The sequence below is a fragment of the Bacillota bacterium genome (genome assembly GCA_013178125.1).
Classification (GTDB): Bacteria; Bacillota; SHA-98; order Ch115; family JABLXJ01; genus JABLXL01.
Window position 1 is genome coordinate 56,597 of record JABLXJ010000003.1, and the last position, 17,097, is coordinate 73,693.

17 protein-coding genes are annotated in these 17,097 nt (G+C 54.1%); all 17 read left to right on the plus strand.

Annotated elements, in window-relative coordinates:
* The 17 genes from HPY71_04230 to queF all read left to right on the plus strand — a co-directional run bounded on the left by HPY71_04230 (window position 1) and on the right by queF (window position 17,086).
* Window positions 1-1,395, plus strand: a complete 1,395-nt coding sequence (locus tag HPY71_04230; GenBank protein NPV52714.1) for a glutamyl-tRNA reductase — start codon at window positions 1-3, stop codon at window positions 1,393-1,395.
* Entirely contained in the window at window positions 1,395-1,904 is a 510-nt protein-coding gene (locus HPY71_04235) for a bifunctional precorrin-2 dehydrogenase/sirohydrochlorin ferrochelatase (GenBank protein ID NPV52715.1), read from the plus strand. Before HPY71_04230 ends, HPY71_04235 begins: the two co-directional genes overlap by 1 nt.
* Entirely contained in the window at window positions 1,864-2,802 is a 939-nt protein-coding gene (hemC, locus tag HPY71_04240; GenBank protein ID NPV52716.1) for a hydroxymethylbilane synthase, read from the plus strand. Before HPY71_04235 ends, hemC begins: the two co-directional genes overlap by 41 nt.
* A 17-nt stretch (window positions 2,803-2,819) precedes the next feature.
* The gene (gene cobA / locus HPY71_04245; GenBank protein NPV52717.1) at window positions 2,820-4,391 is read left to right on the plus strand and encodes a uroporphyrinogen-III C-methyltransferase; all 1,572 of its coding nucleotides are present in this window, start codon (window positions 2,820-2,822) and stop codon (window positions 4,389-4,391) included.
* A complete protein-coding gene (gene hemB, locus HPY71_04250) occupies window positions 4,384-5,355 on the plus strand; it encodes a porphobilinogen synthase (GenBank protein ID NPV52718.1) in 972 nt (323 codons plus the stop codon). Before cobA ends, hemB begins: the two co-directional genes overlap by 8 nt.
* 60 nt (window positions 5,356-5,415) lie before the next feature.
* The gene (hemL, locus tag HPY71_04255) at window positions 5,416-6,741 is read left to right on the plus strand and encodes a glutamate-1-semialdehyde 2,1-aminomutase (GenBank protein ID NPV52719.1); all 1,326 of its coding nucleotides are present in this window, start codon (window positions 5,416-5,418) and stop codon (window positions 6,739-6,741) included.
* Between the two features lie 62 nt (window positions 6,742-6,803).
* Window positions 6,804-8,726: a cobalamin biosynthesis protein CbiD gene (gene cbiD / locus HPY71_04260; GenBank protein NPV52720.1), complete on the plus strand. Its 1,923-nt coding sequence runs from the start codon at window positions 6,804-6,806 to the stop codon at window positions 8,724-8,726.
* Window positions 8,727-8,741: 15 nt separating this feature from the next.
* Window positions 8,742-9,359 (plus strand): precorrin-6Y C5,15-methyltransferase (decarboxylating) subunit CbiT, encoded by a 618-nt coding sequence (cbiT, locus tag HPY71_04265; GenBank protein ID NPV52721.1) that lies wholly within the window; start codon window positions 8,742-8,744, stop codon window positions 9,357-9,359.
* A 43-nt stretch (window positions 9,360-9,402) separates the two neighbouring features.
* Window positions 9,403-10,152: a precorrin-2 C(20)-methyltransferase gene (gene cobI, locus HPY71_04270; GenBank protein NPV52722.1), complete on the plus strand. Its 750-nt coding sequence runs from the start codon at window positions 9,403-9,405 to the stop codon at window positions 10,150-10,152.
* Between the two features lie 42 nt (window positions 10,153-10,194).
* A complete protein-coding gene (cobM, locus tag HPY71_04275) occupies window positions 10,195-10,983 on the plus strand; it encodes a precorrin-4 C(11)-methyltransferase (GenBank protein NPV52723.1) in 789 nt (262 codons plus the stop codon).
* A 27-nt stretch (window positions 10,984-11,010) separates the two neighbouring features.
* Window positions 11,011-12,243, plus strand: coding sequence for a cobalt-precorrin 5A hydrolase (locus tag HPY71_04280; GenBank protein ID NPV52724.1), 1,233 nt, complete (start codon window positions 11,011-11,013; stop codon window positions 12,241-12,243).
* Window positions 12,240-12,923 (plus strand): precorrin-3B C(17)-methyltransferase, encoded by a 684-nt coding sequence (cobJ, locus tag HPY71_04285; GenBank protein NPV52725.1) that lies wholly within the window; start codon window positions 12,240-12,242, stop codon window positions 12,921-12,923. Before HPY71_04280 ends, cobJ begins: the two co-directional genes overlap by 4 nt.
* 26 nt (window positions 12,924-12,949) lie before the next feature.
* Entirely contained in the window at window positions 12,950-13,807 is an 858-nt protein-coding gene (gene cobK, locus HPY71_04290) for a precorrin-6A reductase (GenBank protein NPV52726.1), read from the plus strand.
* Window positions 13,808-13,844: 37 nt separating this feature from the next.
* Window positions 13,845-14,477 carry a precorrin-8X methylmutase gene (locus HPY71_04295; GenBank protein ID NPV52727.1) on the plus strand — a complete coding sequence of 211 codons (633 nt, stop codon included), beginning with the start codon at window positions 13,845-13,847 and terminating at the stop codon, window positions 14,475-14,477.
* 99 nt (window positions 14,478-14,576) lie between these two features.
* Window positions 14,577-15,968 (plus strand): cobyrinate a,c-diamide synthase, encoded by a 1,392-nt coding sequence (locus HPY71_04300; protein ID NPV52728.1) that lies wholly within the window; start codon window positions 14,577-14,579, stop codon window positions 15,966-15,968.
* A 249-nt stretch (window positions 15,969-16,217) separates the two neighbouring features.
* Complete coding sequence (locus HPY71_04305; GenBank protein NPV52729.1) at window positions 16,218-16,685, plus strand: QueT transporter family protein; 468 nt, start codon at window positions 16,218-16,220, stop codon at window positions 16,683-16,685.
* Complete coding sequence (queF, locus tag HPY71_04310) at window positions 16,682-17,086, plus strand: NADPH-dependent 7-cyano-7-deazaguanine reductase QueF (protein ID NPV52730.1); 405 nt, start codon at window positions 16,682-16,684, stop codon at window positions 17,084-17,086. The genes HPY71_04305 and queF overlap by 4 nt, the downstream gene beginning before the upstream one ends.
* The last annotated feature ends 11 nt before the right edge of the window (window positions 17,087-17,097 follow it).

The following is a 17,097-nucleotide window of genomic DNA, read 5'->3' on the forward strand; positions in this document are numbered from 1 at the left end:
ATGCAGCTTCTACTCGTCGGGACCAATCATGAGATAGCGCCTGTGAGCATAAGGGAACGGCTCTCTTTCAGCAAATCCGAGTCGAAGAGGGCCCTCGCCGCGCTGATTGCCACCTCCGGTATCTCTGAAGCACTAGTGCTCTCCACCTGTAACCGCGTAGAGGTGCTTGCGGTTTCCAATGACAATGATATTGATTCTGCCGCGGTGAAGCTTTGCGGCTTTCTCGCCCGCCATGGGGGATTTGAAGATAGTGAACTTGACGGATATTTATATACCTATCTCGGCCTGAAAGCGGTGGAGCATGTGTTCCTGGTTGCCGCCGGCCTCGACTCCATGATCCTCGGTGAGGATCAGATCTTAGGCCAGGTCCGGAGCGCCTATGTCAATGCCCTGGAGGAAAAGGCCGTCGGCCCCGTGCTCGACCATATCCTACGCAAAGCCATCCAGGTAGGAAAGAGGGTCCGGAATGAGACGGAAATCGGAAGAGATGGTATTTCCGTAGGTCGTGCCGCTGTAGAGCTGGGTCGTCGCATATTCGGAAGCCTTGCGGGACGAGTCGTGCTTGCGATCGGCGCGGGGGAAATCAGCGAGCTGGTGGTGAGAGATTTGGCGAGGCAGGGGGCAACCTCAGTTGTGGTCGCCAACCGAACCTATGAAAAGGCCTGTGAACTGGCGAAGGCTTTCGGGGGAATTGCTATAAGGTTCGATGGCATCCGTGACTGGCTCGAGAGGGTCGATATAGTCATAAGCTCTACTGGAGCCCCGCACATCGTTATTAAGAAAAGTCAGGTTGAGGGGGCAATACGCCACAGGAATGAGAGGGCTCTCTTTTTCATCGATCTAGCGGTCCCCCGGGATGTGGATCCGGACGTGGGTAAGCTTCCAAATGTATTCTTGTATAACATAGATGACTTGAAAACAGTTATGCAACGAAGCGATGGAAATGGGGGGCAGCCTTTCTTACAGGCCCGCGCCATTGTCGCTGAGAAGACAGAGGAAGTAGAGATGTGGTTCCGAGAAAGGGCCATTATCCCTGTGATTTCGGCTCTCCGGGGGCGGTTCGAAGAGATCCGCAGGGAGGCAGTGGAAGAAGCCTGGCGGAAGCTTCCCCATCTTGGAATCAAAGAGAAGGAAATCATAAATGCAGTCACGATATCGATGATTAACAAGCTTCTCCATGGACCTATCATGGGGCTTAAAAACATATGGAACGCAAAAAGCCCCGGGAAGGAAGACGAGGGGGCATTGCTACATCTCGTCGCGAGACTTCTGGGCCTAAACCATATACACCTCGATGGCCCCCAGGTTAAAAAGCTAGAAACCGGGGTTGAAACCATGGAAGAGGCAAAAGAGAAAGAAGGTGGATCTCACTGGATAAGCGCTACCTCCCTTTAATGATGGATATCTACGAAAAGAAATGCGTAGTCATTGGGGGTGGGCGAGTTGCCGAGAGGAGGGTGAGGGCGCTTCTAGCGTGCCATGGCAAGGTCCACGTGATCAGCCCCGATATAACCGGAGAGTTTGAGAATTGGGTCCAATCGGGCAGGTTGACATGGGAGGCGCGGCGATATATGCCGGGGGATTGTCATGGCGCATTCCTGGTGCTTGCCTGCACCGACGACAGGAAAACTAATGGATTGGTTGCAAAAGAGGCGGGAGAAACAGGAGCCTTGGTTAATGTAGCAGATAGCCCGGATGAGTCGAACTTCATTTTCCCCTCCACAGTACGAAGAGGCGGGTTGACCTTTGCGATTTCAACAGAAGGCAAAAACCCTGCCCTTTGTCGAAGGATCCGGGAGCGGCTGGAGGATATCCTTGATACACAGTATGAGGCAATTTGGGAGATACTTCGGGATGCGGAGGATGAGCGTGAAAAGTCGAGTAATTATCGGCACAAGAGGTAGCAGACTGGCCCTGGCGCAGACGAAGCTGGTTGTGGACTTGCTCTCTCAGATCCATTCAATTGAATTCGTCCTTAAAGAGGTTACGACCAGCGCGGATAAAAATCCGGATGCGCCCCTCTATGAGATCGGCGGGGAGGGCGTGTTCGTCAAGGAGTTAGAAATTCAGCTGCTTTCGGGCGGCATAGATATGGCTGTGCACAGTTTGAAGGATTTGCCCGTCGATTTACCCCAGGGCTTGTTGATTGGAGCCGTTATTTCGAGAGGAGACCCTCTAGATGCGTTTGTGTCGTCCAGATATGAAAGCCTTGATGAATTGCCTCCGAGAGGCAAATTGGGAACCAGCAGCCCAAGGCGCATTGCACAGCTGCGGAGCCTTCGACCTGACCTCGAATTTATCCCCGTTCGGGGCAATATCGAGACTCGCCTTGCGAAGATGGAAAGCCTCGGATTGGACGGAATAATCCTCGCCGCTGCAGGCCTTGAAAGACTGGGCCTCGCACACCTGATAAGGGAGCGCATCCCCTTTGAAATCTGCATGCCCGCGCCCGGCCAGGGTGCATTGGCCATCGAAGTTCGGAGAGATGACCCGGCTCTTTTAGGGATCGTAGCCTCCCTCGATGACCCGATGGCGAGGGCCGCTACTACAGCGGAACGCTCCTTTCTTAAAACACTTGGAGGGGGTTGCCATGCTCCCATTGGGGCGTTCGGCTACGTTGAAAATGGGGAATTAACCTTACAGGGAGTTTTGGCTAGTCCAAATGGGCGAGATATTTTAAGGGGGAAGATAAAGGGCCGGATGGAGGAAAGAGAAAAATTGGGCCAGAGGTTGGCAAAAGAGCTATTGGAGTGCGGCGGTGTCAATATCCTGAAAGGCCTTGGAAAAATTCAACGAAGGTGAGTTCAATGAATTCGAGAATGGGCGAGAAGGGAATGGTCTACCTGGTTGGAGCTGGGCCAGGCGATGCTGGCTTGATAACGGTGAAAGGGCTTGAATGTATTCAACAAGCCCAGGTGATAGTCTACGACCGACTTGTTAACCCGCAGCTTTTAAACAGCGCCCCCGAAGAGGCTGAGCTGATATATGCGGGGAAAGGTCCGGGCTTGAAGGGTTTGAGCCAGGATGAAATCAATTCCCTATTGGTTGAGAAGGCCGCTGAGGGGAAGGTTGTTGTCCGGCTGAAAGGCGGTGATCCCTTTGTCTTCGGTAGAGGCGGGGAAGAGGCAGGGGTTTTGGCAGAGCATGGAATCCCATTTGAAGCCGTGCCCGGCGTGACGTCTGCCGTCGCTGTCCCAGCGTATTCCGGCATCCCGGTGACCGACCGGAGATACGCCTCTTCCGTTGCCATCTTCGCAGGGAGCGAAGCTTCGAACCGGAAAGAAACGCGCACCTACGAATGGCAGGCCACGGGGTCCGCAGATACCCTCGTGTTCCTAATGGGCATGGGCAATCTCGCGGAAATCGTCAAACGCTTGCAGGCAGACGGAAAAGACATCAATACACCCGTTGCCGTAATTCAAGGCGGGACGAGGGCGGAGCAAAGGACAATCGTAGGCAACCTGAATGACATCGTGGAGAAGGTCCGGAAGGCGGGATTCGGCCCCCCTGCTGTAATCGTGGTGGGGGAGGTCGCAAAACTTCGGGAACTCCTGAAATGGCGCGAAAAGAAGCCTCTTTTCGGCCTGCGGATACTTGTGACGCGCTCACGAGAACAGTCTTCCGAATTAAGCCGGCTTATAACCCAGCACGGGGGAGAGCCGCTTGAGTTTCCAACGATAAGAATCAGCGATCCTGAGGATTTGCAGCCCATGGATGATGCTATAGCAAGGATTGAAAGCTACGATTGGATTCTCTTTACAAGCGTTAATGGGGTCAGATGTTTTATGAGGCGTTTGCTTGTTTCGGGTAAAGACGTACGAATGCTTGGCAGCGTCCGCATTGGGGCCATCGGCCCTTCGACTGCGGAGGGTCTTGCGGCCTTTGGGCTGCGGCCCGATCTGGTGCCGAAAACCTATCGTGCCGAGAGTTTGGCATTGGAGCTGAAAGACGATCAGGTGCGTGGCCGTCGATTTCTCCTCCCTCGCGCCGCCGGGGCGCGAGAGGTTCTGCCACAAGCCTTGAGGTCGAGGGGGGCTATTGTGGATGAAGTCGCAGCATATCGCACAACTATCGAAAAAGAAAGCACGCTTAGAAAGGGACTACTTCCCGTCATTTCCATGATGCTTAGCCGGAGGGAGATTCATGTTATTACATTCACGAGTTCCTCCACGGTGAGGAATTTCATTGCATCTATAGGAGGGCAAGATGCAAAACGGCTCCTGGATGGCATAACCATCGCATGTATAGGACCGATAACTGCCGAAGCCGTCCAGGATTTCGGATTAGAGCCCGAGATTGTGGCCGCGGAACATACCATACCAGGGTTGGTTGAAGCCCTTGTTAAATGGGCAGAAGAGAGGAGGAAGTCTCGTGGGGTACCCAATGGTTAGGATGAGACGGCTTCGCGAGAAAGAAGGGATACGAAGGATGATCAGGGAAACCCATTTGACCCTGGATGACCTCGTATACCCGCTTTTCGTGGCGCCCGGCGAGCGTGTAAGAAAAGAAATACCCTCGATGCCGCGGAACCATCACATCTCCGTGGACTTGATCAGCGAGGAGGCGAAAACCCTTTATGATCTAGGGATCCCTGCCGTCATTCTCTTTGGATTACCGGAGACTAAGGACCCCTTTGGGAGCGAGGCATGGCATGAGGACGGGATAGTGCAGCGAGCTGTTCGGGCTATAAAGAAGGCCGTTTCCGACCTGGTCGTAATCACAGACGTCTGCCTGTGTCAGTATACCAGCACGGGGCACTGCGGACTTGTGGATAGCTCCGGGACCAGGATCGAAAATGACCCTTCCTGCGGGCTTTTGGCGGAGGTGGCCCTGTCTCATGCCCTCGCGGGTGCGGACATCGTCGCGCCGTCGGATATGATGGACGGGCGAGTCCAGGCGATCAGGAGGAAGCTGGACGATGCAGGTTTCCCCCATGTCCTGATTCTTTCCTATGCCGCCAAGTATGCCTCGAGCTTTTACGGCCCTTTCCGGGAGGCGGCGGATTCGGCCCCTCAATTTGGGGATCGCCGCTCGTATCAAATGGATCCCGCCAACAGCGACCAGGCTCTGCGTGAGGTGGAGCTGGATCTCGACGAGGGGGCGGATATTGTGATGGTCAAGCCCGCCCTGGCTTACGGGGATGTGATCCGCAGGGTCAAAGATAGGTTTCGGGTGCCGGTTGCCGCTTACAATGTAAGCGGGGAGTATGCCATGATAGAGGCGGCCGCCGAAAGAGGGTGGATAGATAGGAGATCGACCGTTTTGGAGGTATTGACCTCATTAAAAAGGGCAGGGGCGGATATCATTATTACCTACTATGCCAGGGATGTAGCACGATGGCTGCGCGACGGCTAAGAGATTTGAAATACCGGGGGGTGTTTTTGGCTTTAGTGAGGAATGAAGAGGGGAGACAAAATGGTGAATGAGAATGGGGGATTAAGCGCAAAATCCCGGTCGCTTGAGCTATACGCCGAGGCTGAGCGGTATATCCCAGGCGGCGTCAATAGCCCGGTAAGGGCGTACAAGGCTGTGGACATGCATCCTTTGTTCATAGATAGGGGAGAGGGTTCGAGAATCTATGATGTGGACGGGCATTCCTATATAGACTACGTTTGCTCCTGGGGGCCATTAATTTTGGGCCACGCTCATCCTAAGGTCGTGGAGGCCATTAAGAAGGCTGCCGAGAAAGGGACGAGTTACGGGGCGCCGACTGAGCTTGAAACCAGGCTTGCGAGGCTTATCGTTGAGGCTGTGCCGTCCATCGAAAGGGTGAGGATGGTCAATTCCGGGACTGAAGCGACGATGAGCGCATTGCGTGTGGCAAGAGGCTACACGGGACGAAACAAGATAATCAAGTTTGCAGGCTGCTATCACGGCCACGCTGACAGCCTCTTGGTAAGCGCTGGATCTGGGGCAATCACGCTGGGCATACCGGGGAGCGCTGGCGTAACGCAGAATGCAGTAAGGGATACTATCGTGCTCCCCTATAATGATCTCGCTCCTGTGGAAGAGGCCTTCAGTCAATTCGGGGAGGATATCGCTGCGGTCATTGTTGAGCCGATAGCAGGAAACATGGGGCTCGTCTTGCCGAAAATGGGCTACCTAGAAGGTCTGAGAAGGATAACGCGAGATCACGGTGCGTTGCTCATCTTCGACGAGGTCATTACGGGGTTCAGAGTCGCGCCTGGCGGGGCGCAGGAGCTTTACAACGTGGCACCTGACCTGACGTGTCTTGGAAAGATCATTGGTGGCGGCCTGCCAGTGGGGGCTTACGGAGGCAAGAAAGAGATCATGGGGGTTTTGGCTCCATCAGGCCCCGTATACCAGGCCGGAACCCTTTCGGGGAATCCCCTTGCAATGGCAGCAGGAATTGCTGTACTGGAGCTTTTGCAAGATAGACGCATATACGAGGAACTTGAAGGGAAAACATCATACCTCCTTAGCCAGATATCGGATTTTGCAAGCAAAAACGGCATACCTGTATATATAACTCGGGCTGGTTCCATGTTTTGCGTTTTCTTCACCCACGGCGAGGTCTTTGACTACGACACGGCCAAGACAGCTGATGTCCGGGCGTATAGCGACTTCTTTAAGATCATGCTCAAAGAAGGGATCTACCTTGCCTCTTCTCAGTTTGAGACCGCATTCTTGTCGGCAGCGCATTCTGAGGAGGATGTAGAGCGTACGGTAGCTGCCTATAAACGGGCATTGATCAAGGTCGCGGCCACCATGGGCCCCTAGCCACGGGCATTGACTTCGAGAAACACGGAAAGACCCCTAAAAAGGAAGGCTGGAGAAGAAGGATGCTCGAGCCAGTCAGACAAAATGGACGTCTTTTGAGGAGGGGCTACACCACCGGCACCTGTGCCGCCGCGGCTGCCAAGGCCGCGACCCGCATGCTCTTTGAAGGTTGCCCCCTCAAGGAGATAGAGGTGGCCCTTCCAGCAGGCAGCTCGCTTACACTGCACCTCATTGATGTCAAGATAGGGGACGGATACGCCATGTGTGGCGTGGTTAAGGACCCAGGGGATGATCCTGACGTGACAAGGGGGCTTACGATCTATGCCGAGGCGAAGCACGCTGAGGCTAAAGGATATGACAAAGGGCCCGGTGCGGGGAATGGCGTTAGCCACAAGATGGATGATAGTACTAGGGGGGGTGATAGCACCAGGATGGCCGATAGGATCCTCGTGCGGGCTGGCGAAGGAATAGGGATCGTCACAAAGCCGGGGCTCAAGGTGCCGGTGGGACAGCCGGCCATCAACCCGGTTCCGATGCGGATGATCGAGTCCGAGGTTAGCAAGGTTTTGCCGGAGGGAGAGGCCGTTGAGATAACCCTCAGCGTGCCGGGGGGCGCAGAGGTGGCGGCGAGGACCTTCAACCCGCGCCTGGGCATCATTGGGGGCATTTCGATCCTGGGCACAACCGGAATTGTCGAGCCGATGTCGGAGGAGGCTTTCCGAGAGTCCCTCGCCCTTGAGATCAGCCAGGCGGCCGCGAGCGGGCGAAAGACACTGGTTTTGGTGCCGGGTAAAACCGGCGAGAGGGCGGCCGTAGAGAAATTTGGCCTTCCCCATGATGCCGTCGTGGAGATGAGCAATTTCGTAGGTTTTATGTTAGAGGAGTGTGTGCGGCAAGGTATCAGCCACGTTCTTCTCTTGGGCCACCATGGTAAATTAGGGAAGGTATCTGCCGGCATCTTCAACACCCATAGCAGGGTCGCGGATTGCCGTCTTGAAGTGCTCGCAGTTCACGCTGCCCTCCTCGGCGCAAGCCGCCACGTTGTGGCGGCCGTAATGTCGTCGAACACGGCCGAGGCGGCGGTGGACATCTTGAGGGCAAATGGGCTTATGGAGGTTTTCAATGTCGTTGCCAAACGGGCAAGCGAGAGGGCGATGGAATTCACAGGCAACAAGTTGAGTGTGGGATGCGTGTTGTTGTCGCTCTCAGACGAGGTGCTCGGGTTCGATGAGAACGCCGGGGAAATGGCGGAAATGCTGGGGTGTCCGGGAGATGTCTTTTATAAGTATAAGGCACCGGCAAGGCCCGCGCGGGCAAACAACAAAACGACCAGGGGAAATGCCAAAAGGCCTCGTTGCGTTTACGTGATCGGGATCGGGCCGGGATACCGGGATTATCTCCTGCCTGTAGCGCGGCGGACGGCCGAGGAGTGCGATGTCCTGGTCGGCGGCAAAAGGGCCCTTGAGCTATTCAGCTACCTGGAGGGCAAGGAGAAAAGGGAGATCCGCGGCAATCTGGAAGAAGTTGCGACTTTCATTAACGAGAAACGGCAAACAGAGACAGTTGGGGTGTTGGCTTCCGGCGACCCTGGCCTATATAGCATCCTCGGTTTCCTCTGTGAATGGGTACCGAGGAATGAAATAGAGGTGATCCCCGGCGTAAGCTCCGTACAACTATGTTGCGCCCGGGCAAAGATCGCATGGAATGATTTGAAGGTTATAAGCCTTCATGGCCGGGGGCCTGACGGGCTCGTAGAGGCTATTTTGGCCAACCCGAAGGTGGCGATCTTGACCGATAACAGGTTTACGCCTCCGAGGATCGCAAGGTTTCTCTTGGAGAATGGGGTCGGGAACAGGAGGGTGATAGTCGCGGAGAACCTATCGTATCCAAAAGAGCGCCTGATAGATGGGAACCTTGAGACTCTCGCTCATGAACATAGCCTCGGCGGCAATTGTGTGATGGTGGTCGGGGATGTGGGGGATTGAGAGGGGTGGCATGAGATGCATCAGAGAATAGCGTGGCATTACTCTACGCCGGGCATCCCGGACGACTGGTTCATCCAGGGCGGGGTGCCAATGACCAAAGCCGAAGCGAGGACTATTACGCTTTCGAGGGCAAGATTAAAGAGGGATAGCATCATCTACGATATCGGGGCGGGGACGGGCTCCATTGCCGTTGAGGCGGCCCTTCTGGCCCCACAGGGCCAGGTTTTTGCCGTAGAGAGGAACCCGGAGGCAATAGGGTTAATCCGACAAAATGCGATCAGATTCGGCGCAGGGAATCTGGAGATCATTGAGGGAGAAGCCCCCGGGGCATTAAGCGACCTGTCCCCCGCTGATCGGATCATCATTGGAGGGAGCGGTGGACACCTGAGGGACATCCTGTGCGTTGCCAGGGAAAAGCTGCTGGACGGAGGGCGGCTCGTCATAAATTCCATAAGCCTTGAGACCTTCTGCACGAGCCTTGAGGCGCTACCCTGGGAGGGGCTTTGGATCGCGGATATCTGCTGCGTGACGGTGGCCAGGGTCGCCGGGATCGAGGAGGTAAGGATGTGGCAGGGCCTCAACCCCGTTTATATCATCACGGCAGTAAAGGGTAAAGAGGAGGCCCAAAGGTAGAGCATCCGCGCGGCGGAAATGGTGATGAAGAGGGGTGAGAGGAGTGAGAGGAAGGCTTTACGGCATCGGAGTAGGACCGGGAGACCCGGAACTCCTCACCATGAAGGCATACAGGATCTTGAGCGAGGTAGACGTGGTTGCATCGCCCGTATCCTCTCAAGATCGGGAGGGTATCGCGCTTTCAATTGTTGAAAAAGCTTTAGGCAGGCAAGTCAACCGGCTGGAGCTGGTCTTCCCCATGACCCGTGAAAAAAAGGAACTAGAGCTACATTGGGGGACGGCTGTAAGCAAGATGCTTGAGAAACTTGATGCAGGCCAGGACGTGGCGTTTGTTACGCTGGGCGACCCGCTCCTTTACAGCACTTATTGTTACGTGGTTCGGAGGCTGAGAGGATATCCTGATATTCAGATAACCACTATCCCCGGGATCACGTCATTTTCGGCGTGCACTGCAGCCTTCAACGTGCCCCTTGCCGAGGGTGATGAGACGGTGGCTATTCTGCCGGGTATGGGCGACCCCTCCCAACTTGAGGAGGCTCTCCGAAGCTTCGACAATATCATATTGATGAAGGCGGCAAGTAACTACGACCAGATAGTGAGGTTGCTCGCGGAGCTCGGGCTTTCTGGGAATTGCCTCTTTGCCAGCCGCCTGGGCCACGGAGACGAGCTCTTAAGTACCGATGTTGCTCATCTGGGTGGGCAAAAGAAGGATTACCTCTCGCTCATGGTCGTTAAGCGAAACCCTTATGACCTTCTCAAGAGTTCCAACGGCACGGCGACGGGCTGCGATTGAACATGAGAATCAGGGTAGGGGGAATCGGGGCAGGCGAGTTTCATGCAGGGGGGAATAAGGGAATTGAAAGCGAAGGTTTACTTCATCGGGGCAGGCCCGGGCGATCCTGATCTCTTGACGATAAAAGCCAAAAACATACTCGAGGCGGCGGATGTTGTCATCTACGCCGGCTCGCTGGTCAACCCCGAGATTCTTCGCTATGCCAGGAAGGATGCGAAGGTTTACAACAGTGCCGGGATGACCCTTGAGGAAATCGTGAGGGTGATGGCTGAAGCTGTCCGGGAAAGGAAGGTGGTGGCGAGACTCCATACAGGTGATCCCAGCCTTTACGGGGCCATACAGGAACAAATTGATTGGCTTGAGGAAGATGGCATCCTTTGTGAGGTTGTCCCCGGGGTAAGCTCAATGTCTGCTGCGGCTGCCTCCCTAAAGAGGGAGTACACCCTGCCGGGCGTCTCCCAGACGATGATTGTCACGAGGCTCTCGGGCAGGACATCGGTGCCCGGGGAAGAAAGGCTTTCATATCTTGCAAAACATGGGTCAAGCATGGTGATCTTCCTGAGCGTTCATATGATTAGGGAAGTCCTCGAACAATTGCGTGCAGGATACAGCCCTGAAACGCCTGTGGCGGTAGTTTACAAGGCCTCATGGCCCGATGAACAAATCATTCGCGGCAGATTGAAGGATATAGCGGAAAAGGTGGAGGCTGCCGGGGTTGGACGCACCGCATTGATCCTCGTGGGAGATTTTCTCGAGTGCAAGCATGACAAGTATGAGAGGTCGAAACTCTATGATGGGGATTTTGAGCATACCTTTAGGGGAAGAGTGTGAGGGGCGTTCTGGCTGAATTTCGGCTGAATGAAGAGGAATGCTGGTGTCATGGAGATAGACGGAAGAAAGCGGATAGGGGTTATAGCCTTAACCAAACATGGGGCAATGGTTGGGCGTCGGATTCTGGATTCCCTGGGAGAGGAGGATGCGGTGCTCTTCCTTCCAGGCAGGGCACGGGGGCCTTTTAATGATCCCCTACTTTTTAGCGACCTCTTTAGCGATTTTGAGATACGCCTCTTCGAAAAGGGGCTCCACCACCTGGTGGCGGAGGTTTTTGGGGGGACATACCGCGCTCTCATCTTCGTCATGGCGGTTGGTATCGTTGTGAGGGTGATTGCTCCCTACATCAAGGATAAGAGAACCGATCCCGCAGTAATTGTGGTAGATGAAGGGGGGCACTTTGCTATCAGCCTTCTCTCGGGACACCTGGGAGGCGCAAATGACCTGGCGCAAAAGGTCGCGAGGGGGATCGGAGCCATGCCCGTCATTACGACAGCTACCGACGTCTGGGGCAGGCCCGCTGTTGATGTTCTTGCCAAGAAATTCGCCATGGGAATCGAGCATTTTGAGGACCTCAAGCATATCAATGCCGCAATTGTGAACGACGAGGGTATACAGATCATAGTAGACTCCGGCCTGGAGCTTCCCCCTGAATGGAAAGGATGGGATATTACGAGATATGCCAATGTCAAGACTTTTTCCAATGGAGCCTTTGATGGGCCTATCTATGATGGGTCCATCTATGAGGGATCCTCAGTCCGGGCTTTGCCCAGGGTTATTATCACAAACAGGGTTGTAACCGGGTTGCCTCAGTTGCCTCAAAATCCTTACATCATCTTGCGCCCCAAAAACATAATCGTCGGGCTTGGCTGCCGGCGTGGGGCGAAAGGGGAGGCCATCATAGATGCGGTTTTGCGGGCTCTGGACAAGACGAGCCGAAGCGCGATGAGCATTAAGCATCTGGCCACTATCGACATAAAAAAGGATGAGCCGGGGCTTAAAGAGGCGGCCCGCCACTTCGATGTGCCGCTTCGAATCGTTGAAAAGGGAAGGATATTAGAATGTGAAAATGACTTTGCGACTTCGAAGTTCGTGAAGGAGAGGATAGGGGTGGGGAGCGTATGCGAGCCGGCTGCGGTCTTGAGCGGACGCCAGGCGAAATTAATCCTGCCGAAAACGATAATGAAAGGGATCACCGTGGCTGTGGCAGAGGAAGGATCGCTGTGGTGGGAATCGGGCCCGGAGACCTTGCCCACATGAGCTTTAGGGCGAAGGAAGCGATCGAGGATGCCGAAGTGGTCGTGGGATACCGGACTTACTTGGACCTTATTACGGAACTGATCGCTGGCAAGGAGGTTTTAGCCTCCGGAATGACCCAGGAGGTGGAGCGATGCAGGCAGGCGCTTGATCGTGCATTGCAAGGCAAGCGGATTGCCCTCGTGACCAGCGGCGACCCAGGTATCTATGGCATGGCCGGGCTTATCCTGGAGATGGTTCACAAGGAGGGGATGCGCCTTCCTGTAGAAATAATCCCGGGGATCACCGCAGCCCTAGCCGCAGCTGCCTCCCTTGGGGCTCCCCTGATGAACGACTTTGCGGCCATCAGTTTAAGCGACCTCATGACCCCCTGGGAGATAATCGAAAGGCGTCTTGCGGCTGCTGCTGAGGCTGACTTTGTTACAGTATTATATAATCCCAGGAGCTCCACACGTAGGGAGCAGCTAGCCAGGGCACGCGAGATTTTCTTAAGGTATAGGGACGAAAATACGCCGGTTGGTGTGGTTAGAAACTGCAAACGGGGCGACGAGGAGATAAATATCCATTGCCTGCGCGATTTCCTTGATTTAAGGATTGACATGTTAACCACAGTTATAATAGGTAATTCCACCACGTTCACCTTTGATAAATTCATGATTACGCCCAGGGGCTATCGCCTGTAAGTCGGGAAGAAAGGTTGTCGAGGGGCATGATTTGGGTTTTAGCAGGCACCAGAGATGGCAGGGAGATAGTGAACCTATTGTGCAAGAAAGGTTACCACGTCCTGGCGAGCACCGTTACTTCATATGGGGAGGCGCTAGTCAAGGGGGAATTCGCCGATAGAAGGGTCGACATGAACATGGAGATAGAAATGGATGCATCCGGGCCCTGTAATGGATGTAAGACCCTCATGGGCGCTCTGGACCTTCATGAAATGGTGCGGGTGATTCGGGAGGAGGGGGTCGATTGGGTTATTGATGCCACGCATCCCTTCGCCGAAGAGGTATCAAAGAATGCCCAGCGGGCGTGCAGGGAAACCGAGGCCAGGTATGTTCGTTTTGAAAGAGATAGGACTACCTTGCCGCTGGACGATGCACCTATGAGTGGCATGCTTATCAAGGTAAATACTGCCTCCGAGGCAGCCGAAAAAGCCGTAGAGTGTGGCGATGTTATTTTTTTAACCACAGGCAGTAAGACTCTGGATGTATTTGTCAAGCGGGCTTTTGAAAAGAAGAAACGAGTCATTGCAAGGGTGCTCCCTGATGCTGACGTTATTCGGAGATGTCTTGAATTGGGGCTCCTGCCGCGGGATATAGTCGCCATGCAGGGGCCATTCAGTAAAGAGCTGAATAAGGCCCTTCTTCAAGAATACAACGCCTCGGTTATGGTAACGAAGGAAAGTGGGCGGGTGGGTGGGACGGATACAAAGATAGCGGCAGCCCTGGAACTCGGGATACCAGTGGTTTTGATAGAAAGGCCCGAGGTGAATTATGAGCGCGTGATAACCAGCTACGAAGGGATCTTAAGCCTCCTGGGATATGGGGATTTCATGACGGGGAGTGTATAACGGCGGGTGTATAAAAGTTGAGGGGTGAGAACGGGTAATGAAACAAGTGATAAGCGAAGTCGGCGAACCAAGAGCAATCGAAGAGAGGAGTATGCAAATTATCGGGAAGCTTCTCGAGGGACGAGAATTGCCTCCCGGCGAGGAATCTGTGACAAAGCGTGTAGTTCATGCCACAGCCGACGTGGAATACGCAGATCTCTTACAGTTCCATCCGCATGCTGTCGGGGCCGGCCTTGAGGCTATCCGAGCAGGGTACAGCGTCGTGGCCGATGTTAACATGGTCAAAGCGGGCATCAACAGCGCAAAGCTCAGGGTCTATGGGGGTGAAGTTCGGTGCTTTGTCGCCGAGCCCAGAGTGGTAGAGGAGGCTCAAAGAAGGGGAGTGACCAGAGCAAGGGTGGCCATGCGGTTTGCCGCGGAAGATCCTGATAACAGGATTTATGTGATCGGCAATTCGCCTACGGCGCTTTTCGAGCTATGCGACCTCATAGCAAAGGGGAAGATCTCGCCCGCGTTGGTGATCGGGACCCCGGTCGGCTTCGTCGGAGCTGCCGAGTCGAAAGGATTGCTTACCACCCTCGAGATCCCTTATATAATTACGAGGGGACCCAAGGGGGGCAGTAGCGTGGCTGTTGCAATCTTTAATGCATTGCTCTATATGCTGAATTAGCTTTTATCTTTAACCTGATCTTTCGTAGCTACTCAATAGATATCTGAAAAACCCAGTGAAGTTTTGTAAACTAACTTAGGGAGGAGCACGGCCACTTTTATGGATATTCCTCGCATTGTTATCGCGGGCACCCACAGCGGTGTAGGCAAGACTACCATCTCGGTCGGTCTGATGGGCGCATTCAGGCAGAAGGGGTTTACCGTCCAGGGGTTCAAGGCGGGCCCTGATTTCATAGACCCGGGCTACCATACTGTTGTCACGGGCAGGATCTCCCGGAATCTAGACACCTGGATGGTGGATCCCAATGTGAATCTGGAGCTATTCCAAAAGGGAGCCACCGGGGCTGATATCTCAGTTATCGAAGGCGTAATGGGGCTCTACGATGGAGTAAGCGCTAGTGATGAGCGAGGGAGCACTGCCCATCTCAGTAAGGTATTGGCAAGCCCCGTCGTGCTGGTTGTAAACGCCGAGAGTCTGGCCCGCAGTGCAGCGGCTATTGTTTTGGGGTATATGCACTTCGATCCCGATGTAAGGATAGCAGGGGTGATCCTCAATCGGGTGGCAGGCCCGCGACATTACGAGATGGTCAGGGATGCCATTGAATCTAAATGCAGGATCCCAGTTGTGGGCTGGCTTAAACGAGACCAAGAACTCGAAATGCCGGAGCGCCATCTAGGGTTGGTGCCTGCGGGGGAGCGAGGCGATCTTTCGGACCTCTTTAAGAAGCTCGCAGCGAGGATAGCGGAGGGTATCGATCTCCAGGAGCTTATCAGGATAGCGAAGTCCGCTCCTAAACTTCAACCGGTTGAGTTCCCTCCAACATTATCCCCTATCCCAATTGGAGCCCGGGCAAATCCTGTGCGAATAGCAATCGCCAGGGACGAGGCTTTTTCATTCTACTATCAGGACAACCTTGACATGCTGTGCAGTCGAGGAGCTGAGCTTGTTGAATTCAGCCCCTTACGAGACCCAGGCCTGCCCTGTGACGTCGCTGGGATATACATCGGTGGAGGCTTCCCCGAGGTCTTCGCCGCCAGCCTCGCCGCCAACGAACACATGAAAGAGTGCATCCGGGCGGCAGATCGCCAGGGTATCCCGATCTATGCCGAGTGCGGCGGTCTAATGTATCTAAGCCAGGCCATTATTGATCTTGAGGGAAGAAGCTACCCGATGGTTGGCCTCCTCCCCGTGAAGGTGAAGATGCAAAAACGCCTGGCAGCGCTCGGATATGTAGAGGTGATTGCTAGGGAGGATAACATCCTTATGAATGCGGGGGAAAGGGCGCGGGGACACGAGTTTCACTACTCCGACCTGATCAAGGTCGATGTTGATCCAAGGATACATAGGGCTTACATATTTCAAGGGAAGAAAGAGGGAAGGGAGGAGGGGTTTGCCCGCGATAACCTCCTGACAGCATACACCCATCTGCATTTTGCCTCCAACCCTCGCCTTGTGGATAATTTTCTCAAAAGATGTAATCAAAAGGCGTAAAAGGCATAGTGGCGTTATGGGCGAGCATCAGGGTTGAGTTTCGCTGGCATCAGTAGTAAGGCCCCATTCGTCTTGTGAACGTGGAGAAAGACGAATATAATATTCTCGGTGGCGGGATGGTCGGATGCTACGTGTATGGGGCATCTACTTTTGGTACAGGAAGGAGTTGATGAGGTAGCCGAAATCGAGCAGACTAAGAGAGGGTAGACTAAATAACACAAGAGAGGATAAAGGTTCAGGAGGTGGGCCATGAAGAATCAGGTGAGGAAATTGGCGGAGGTAGGAGTGATCGCTGCCGTATATGCTGCGCTGGTATATCTGCTAGCGCCGATTTCTTTTGCACTCCTACAATTTCGGGTAGCCGAGGTGGTCAAATCCTTGGCTATCTTCAGAAAGCATACGATCTGGGCTATGGGAATCGGGGTAGCTGCTGCTAATCTTGCCAGCCCTTATGTCGGGATTTGGGAGCTGGCATGGATGCCAGCCATGAACCTCGTTGGCGGATACATTGCATGGTTTGTGGGCACCAAAACCACCCCATATGCTGGCGCGGCTTTTTTTGCTGCATGGATCTCCCTTGCAGTAGGTATTATGTTAAAAACAGTGTTAGGCTTGCCATTTTGGCCCACATTTGGCACTATCTTGGTTCCAGAGGCCATACTTGTAATAGGTGGGGTCCCCATTATGCGTTGGGTATCAGAGAGGATGAGTGACTGATGGATAAATATAGTCAAAAGCGTTTTGACGTGCTTAAAGAAGATGCCATAGACCGAGAAGCGCTGGAGGCGATAGATTACGCTTATCCTGGCAAAGAGATAGTCGTGGAGTATTTCACCGAGGAATTTACCTCAGTATGTCCTTGGTCGGGTTTGCCTGATTTCGGACGGCTCAGCATAAAATACGTGCCCGATAGGTTGCTAATTGAACTTAAATCCCTCAAGTATTACTTGCTTTCCTATAGGCAGGTGGGGATTTTGCAAGAACATGCGGTAAATCAAATCCTCCAGGACCTCGTGGTGATATGCCAGCCCATCAAGATGACGGTGGAAATGGAGTTTAGCCCACGAGGCGGCATTGGAACCAAGGTGACTGCTTCCTATGAGCGTAAGAAGGGGTAATGGAACGGAGC

Bases quoted from the DNA above. Each gene is read 5' to 3' on its own strand.
- HPY71_04230 (NPV52714.1), top strand. From the start codon at position 1: ATGCAGCTTCTACTCGTCGGGACCAATCATGAGATAGCGCCTGTGAGC.
- HPY71_04235 (NPV52715.1), top strand. From the start codon at position 1,395: ATGATGGATATCTACGAAAAGAAATGCGTAGTCATTGGGGGTGGGCGA.
- hemC (NPV52716.1), top strand. From the start codon at position 1,864: ATGAGCGTGAAAAGTCGAGTAATTATCGGCACAAGAGGTAGCAGACTG.
- cobA (NPV52717.1), top strand. From the start codon at position 2,820: ATGGGCGAGAAGGGAATGGTCTACCTGGTTGGAGCTGGGCCAGGCGAT.
- hemB (NPV52718.1), top strand. From the start codon at position 4,384: ATGGTTAGGATGAGACGGCTTCGCGAGAAAGAAGGGATACGAAGGATG.
- hemL (NPV52719.1), top strand. From the start codon at position 5,416: ATGGTGAATGAGAATGGGGGATTAAGCGCAAAATCCCGGTCGCTTGAG.
- cbiD (NPV52720.1), top strand. From the start codon at position 6,804: ATGCTCGAGCCAGTCAGACAAAATGGACGTCTTTTGAGGAGGGGCTAC.
- cbiT (NPV52721.1), top strand. From the start codon at position 8,742: ATGCATCAGAGAATAGCGTGGCATTACTCTACGCCGGGCATCCCGGAC.
- cobM (NPV52723.1), top strand. From the start codon at position 10,195: ATGCAGGGGGGAATAAGGGAATTGAAAGCGAAGGTTTACTTCATCGGG.
- HPY71_04280 (NPV52724.1), top strand. From the start codon at position 11,011: ATGAAGAGGAATGCTGGTGTCATGGAGATAGACGGAAGAAAGCGGATA.
- cobJ (NPV52725.1), top strand. From the start codon at position 12,240: ATGAGCTTTAGGGCGAAGGAAGCGATCGAGGATGCCGAAGTGGTCGTG.
- cobK (NPV52726.1), top strand. From the start codon at position 12,950: ATGATTTGGGTTTTAGCAGGCACCAGAGATGGCAGGGAGATAGTGAAC.
- HPY71_04295 (NPV52727.1), top strand. From the start codon at position 13,845: ATGAAACAAGTGATAAGCGAAGTCGGCGAACCAAGAGCAATCGAAGAG.
- HPY71_04300 (NPV52728.1), top strand. From the start codon at position 14,577: ATGGATATTCCTCGCATTGTTATCGCGGGCACCCACAGCGGTGTAGGC.
- HPY71_04305 (NPV52729.1), top strand. From the start codon at position 16,218: ATGAAGAATCAGGTGAGGAAATTGGCGGAGGTAGGAGTGATCGCTGCC.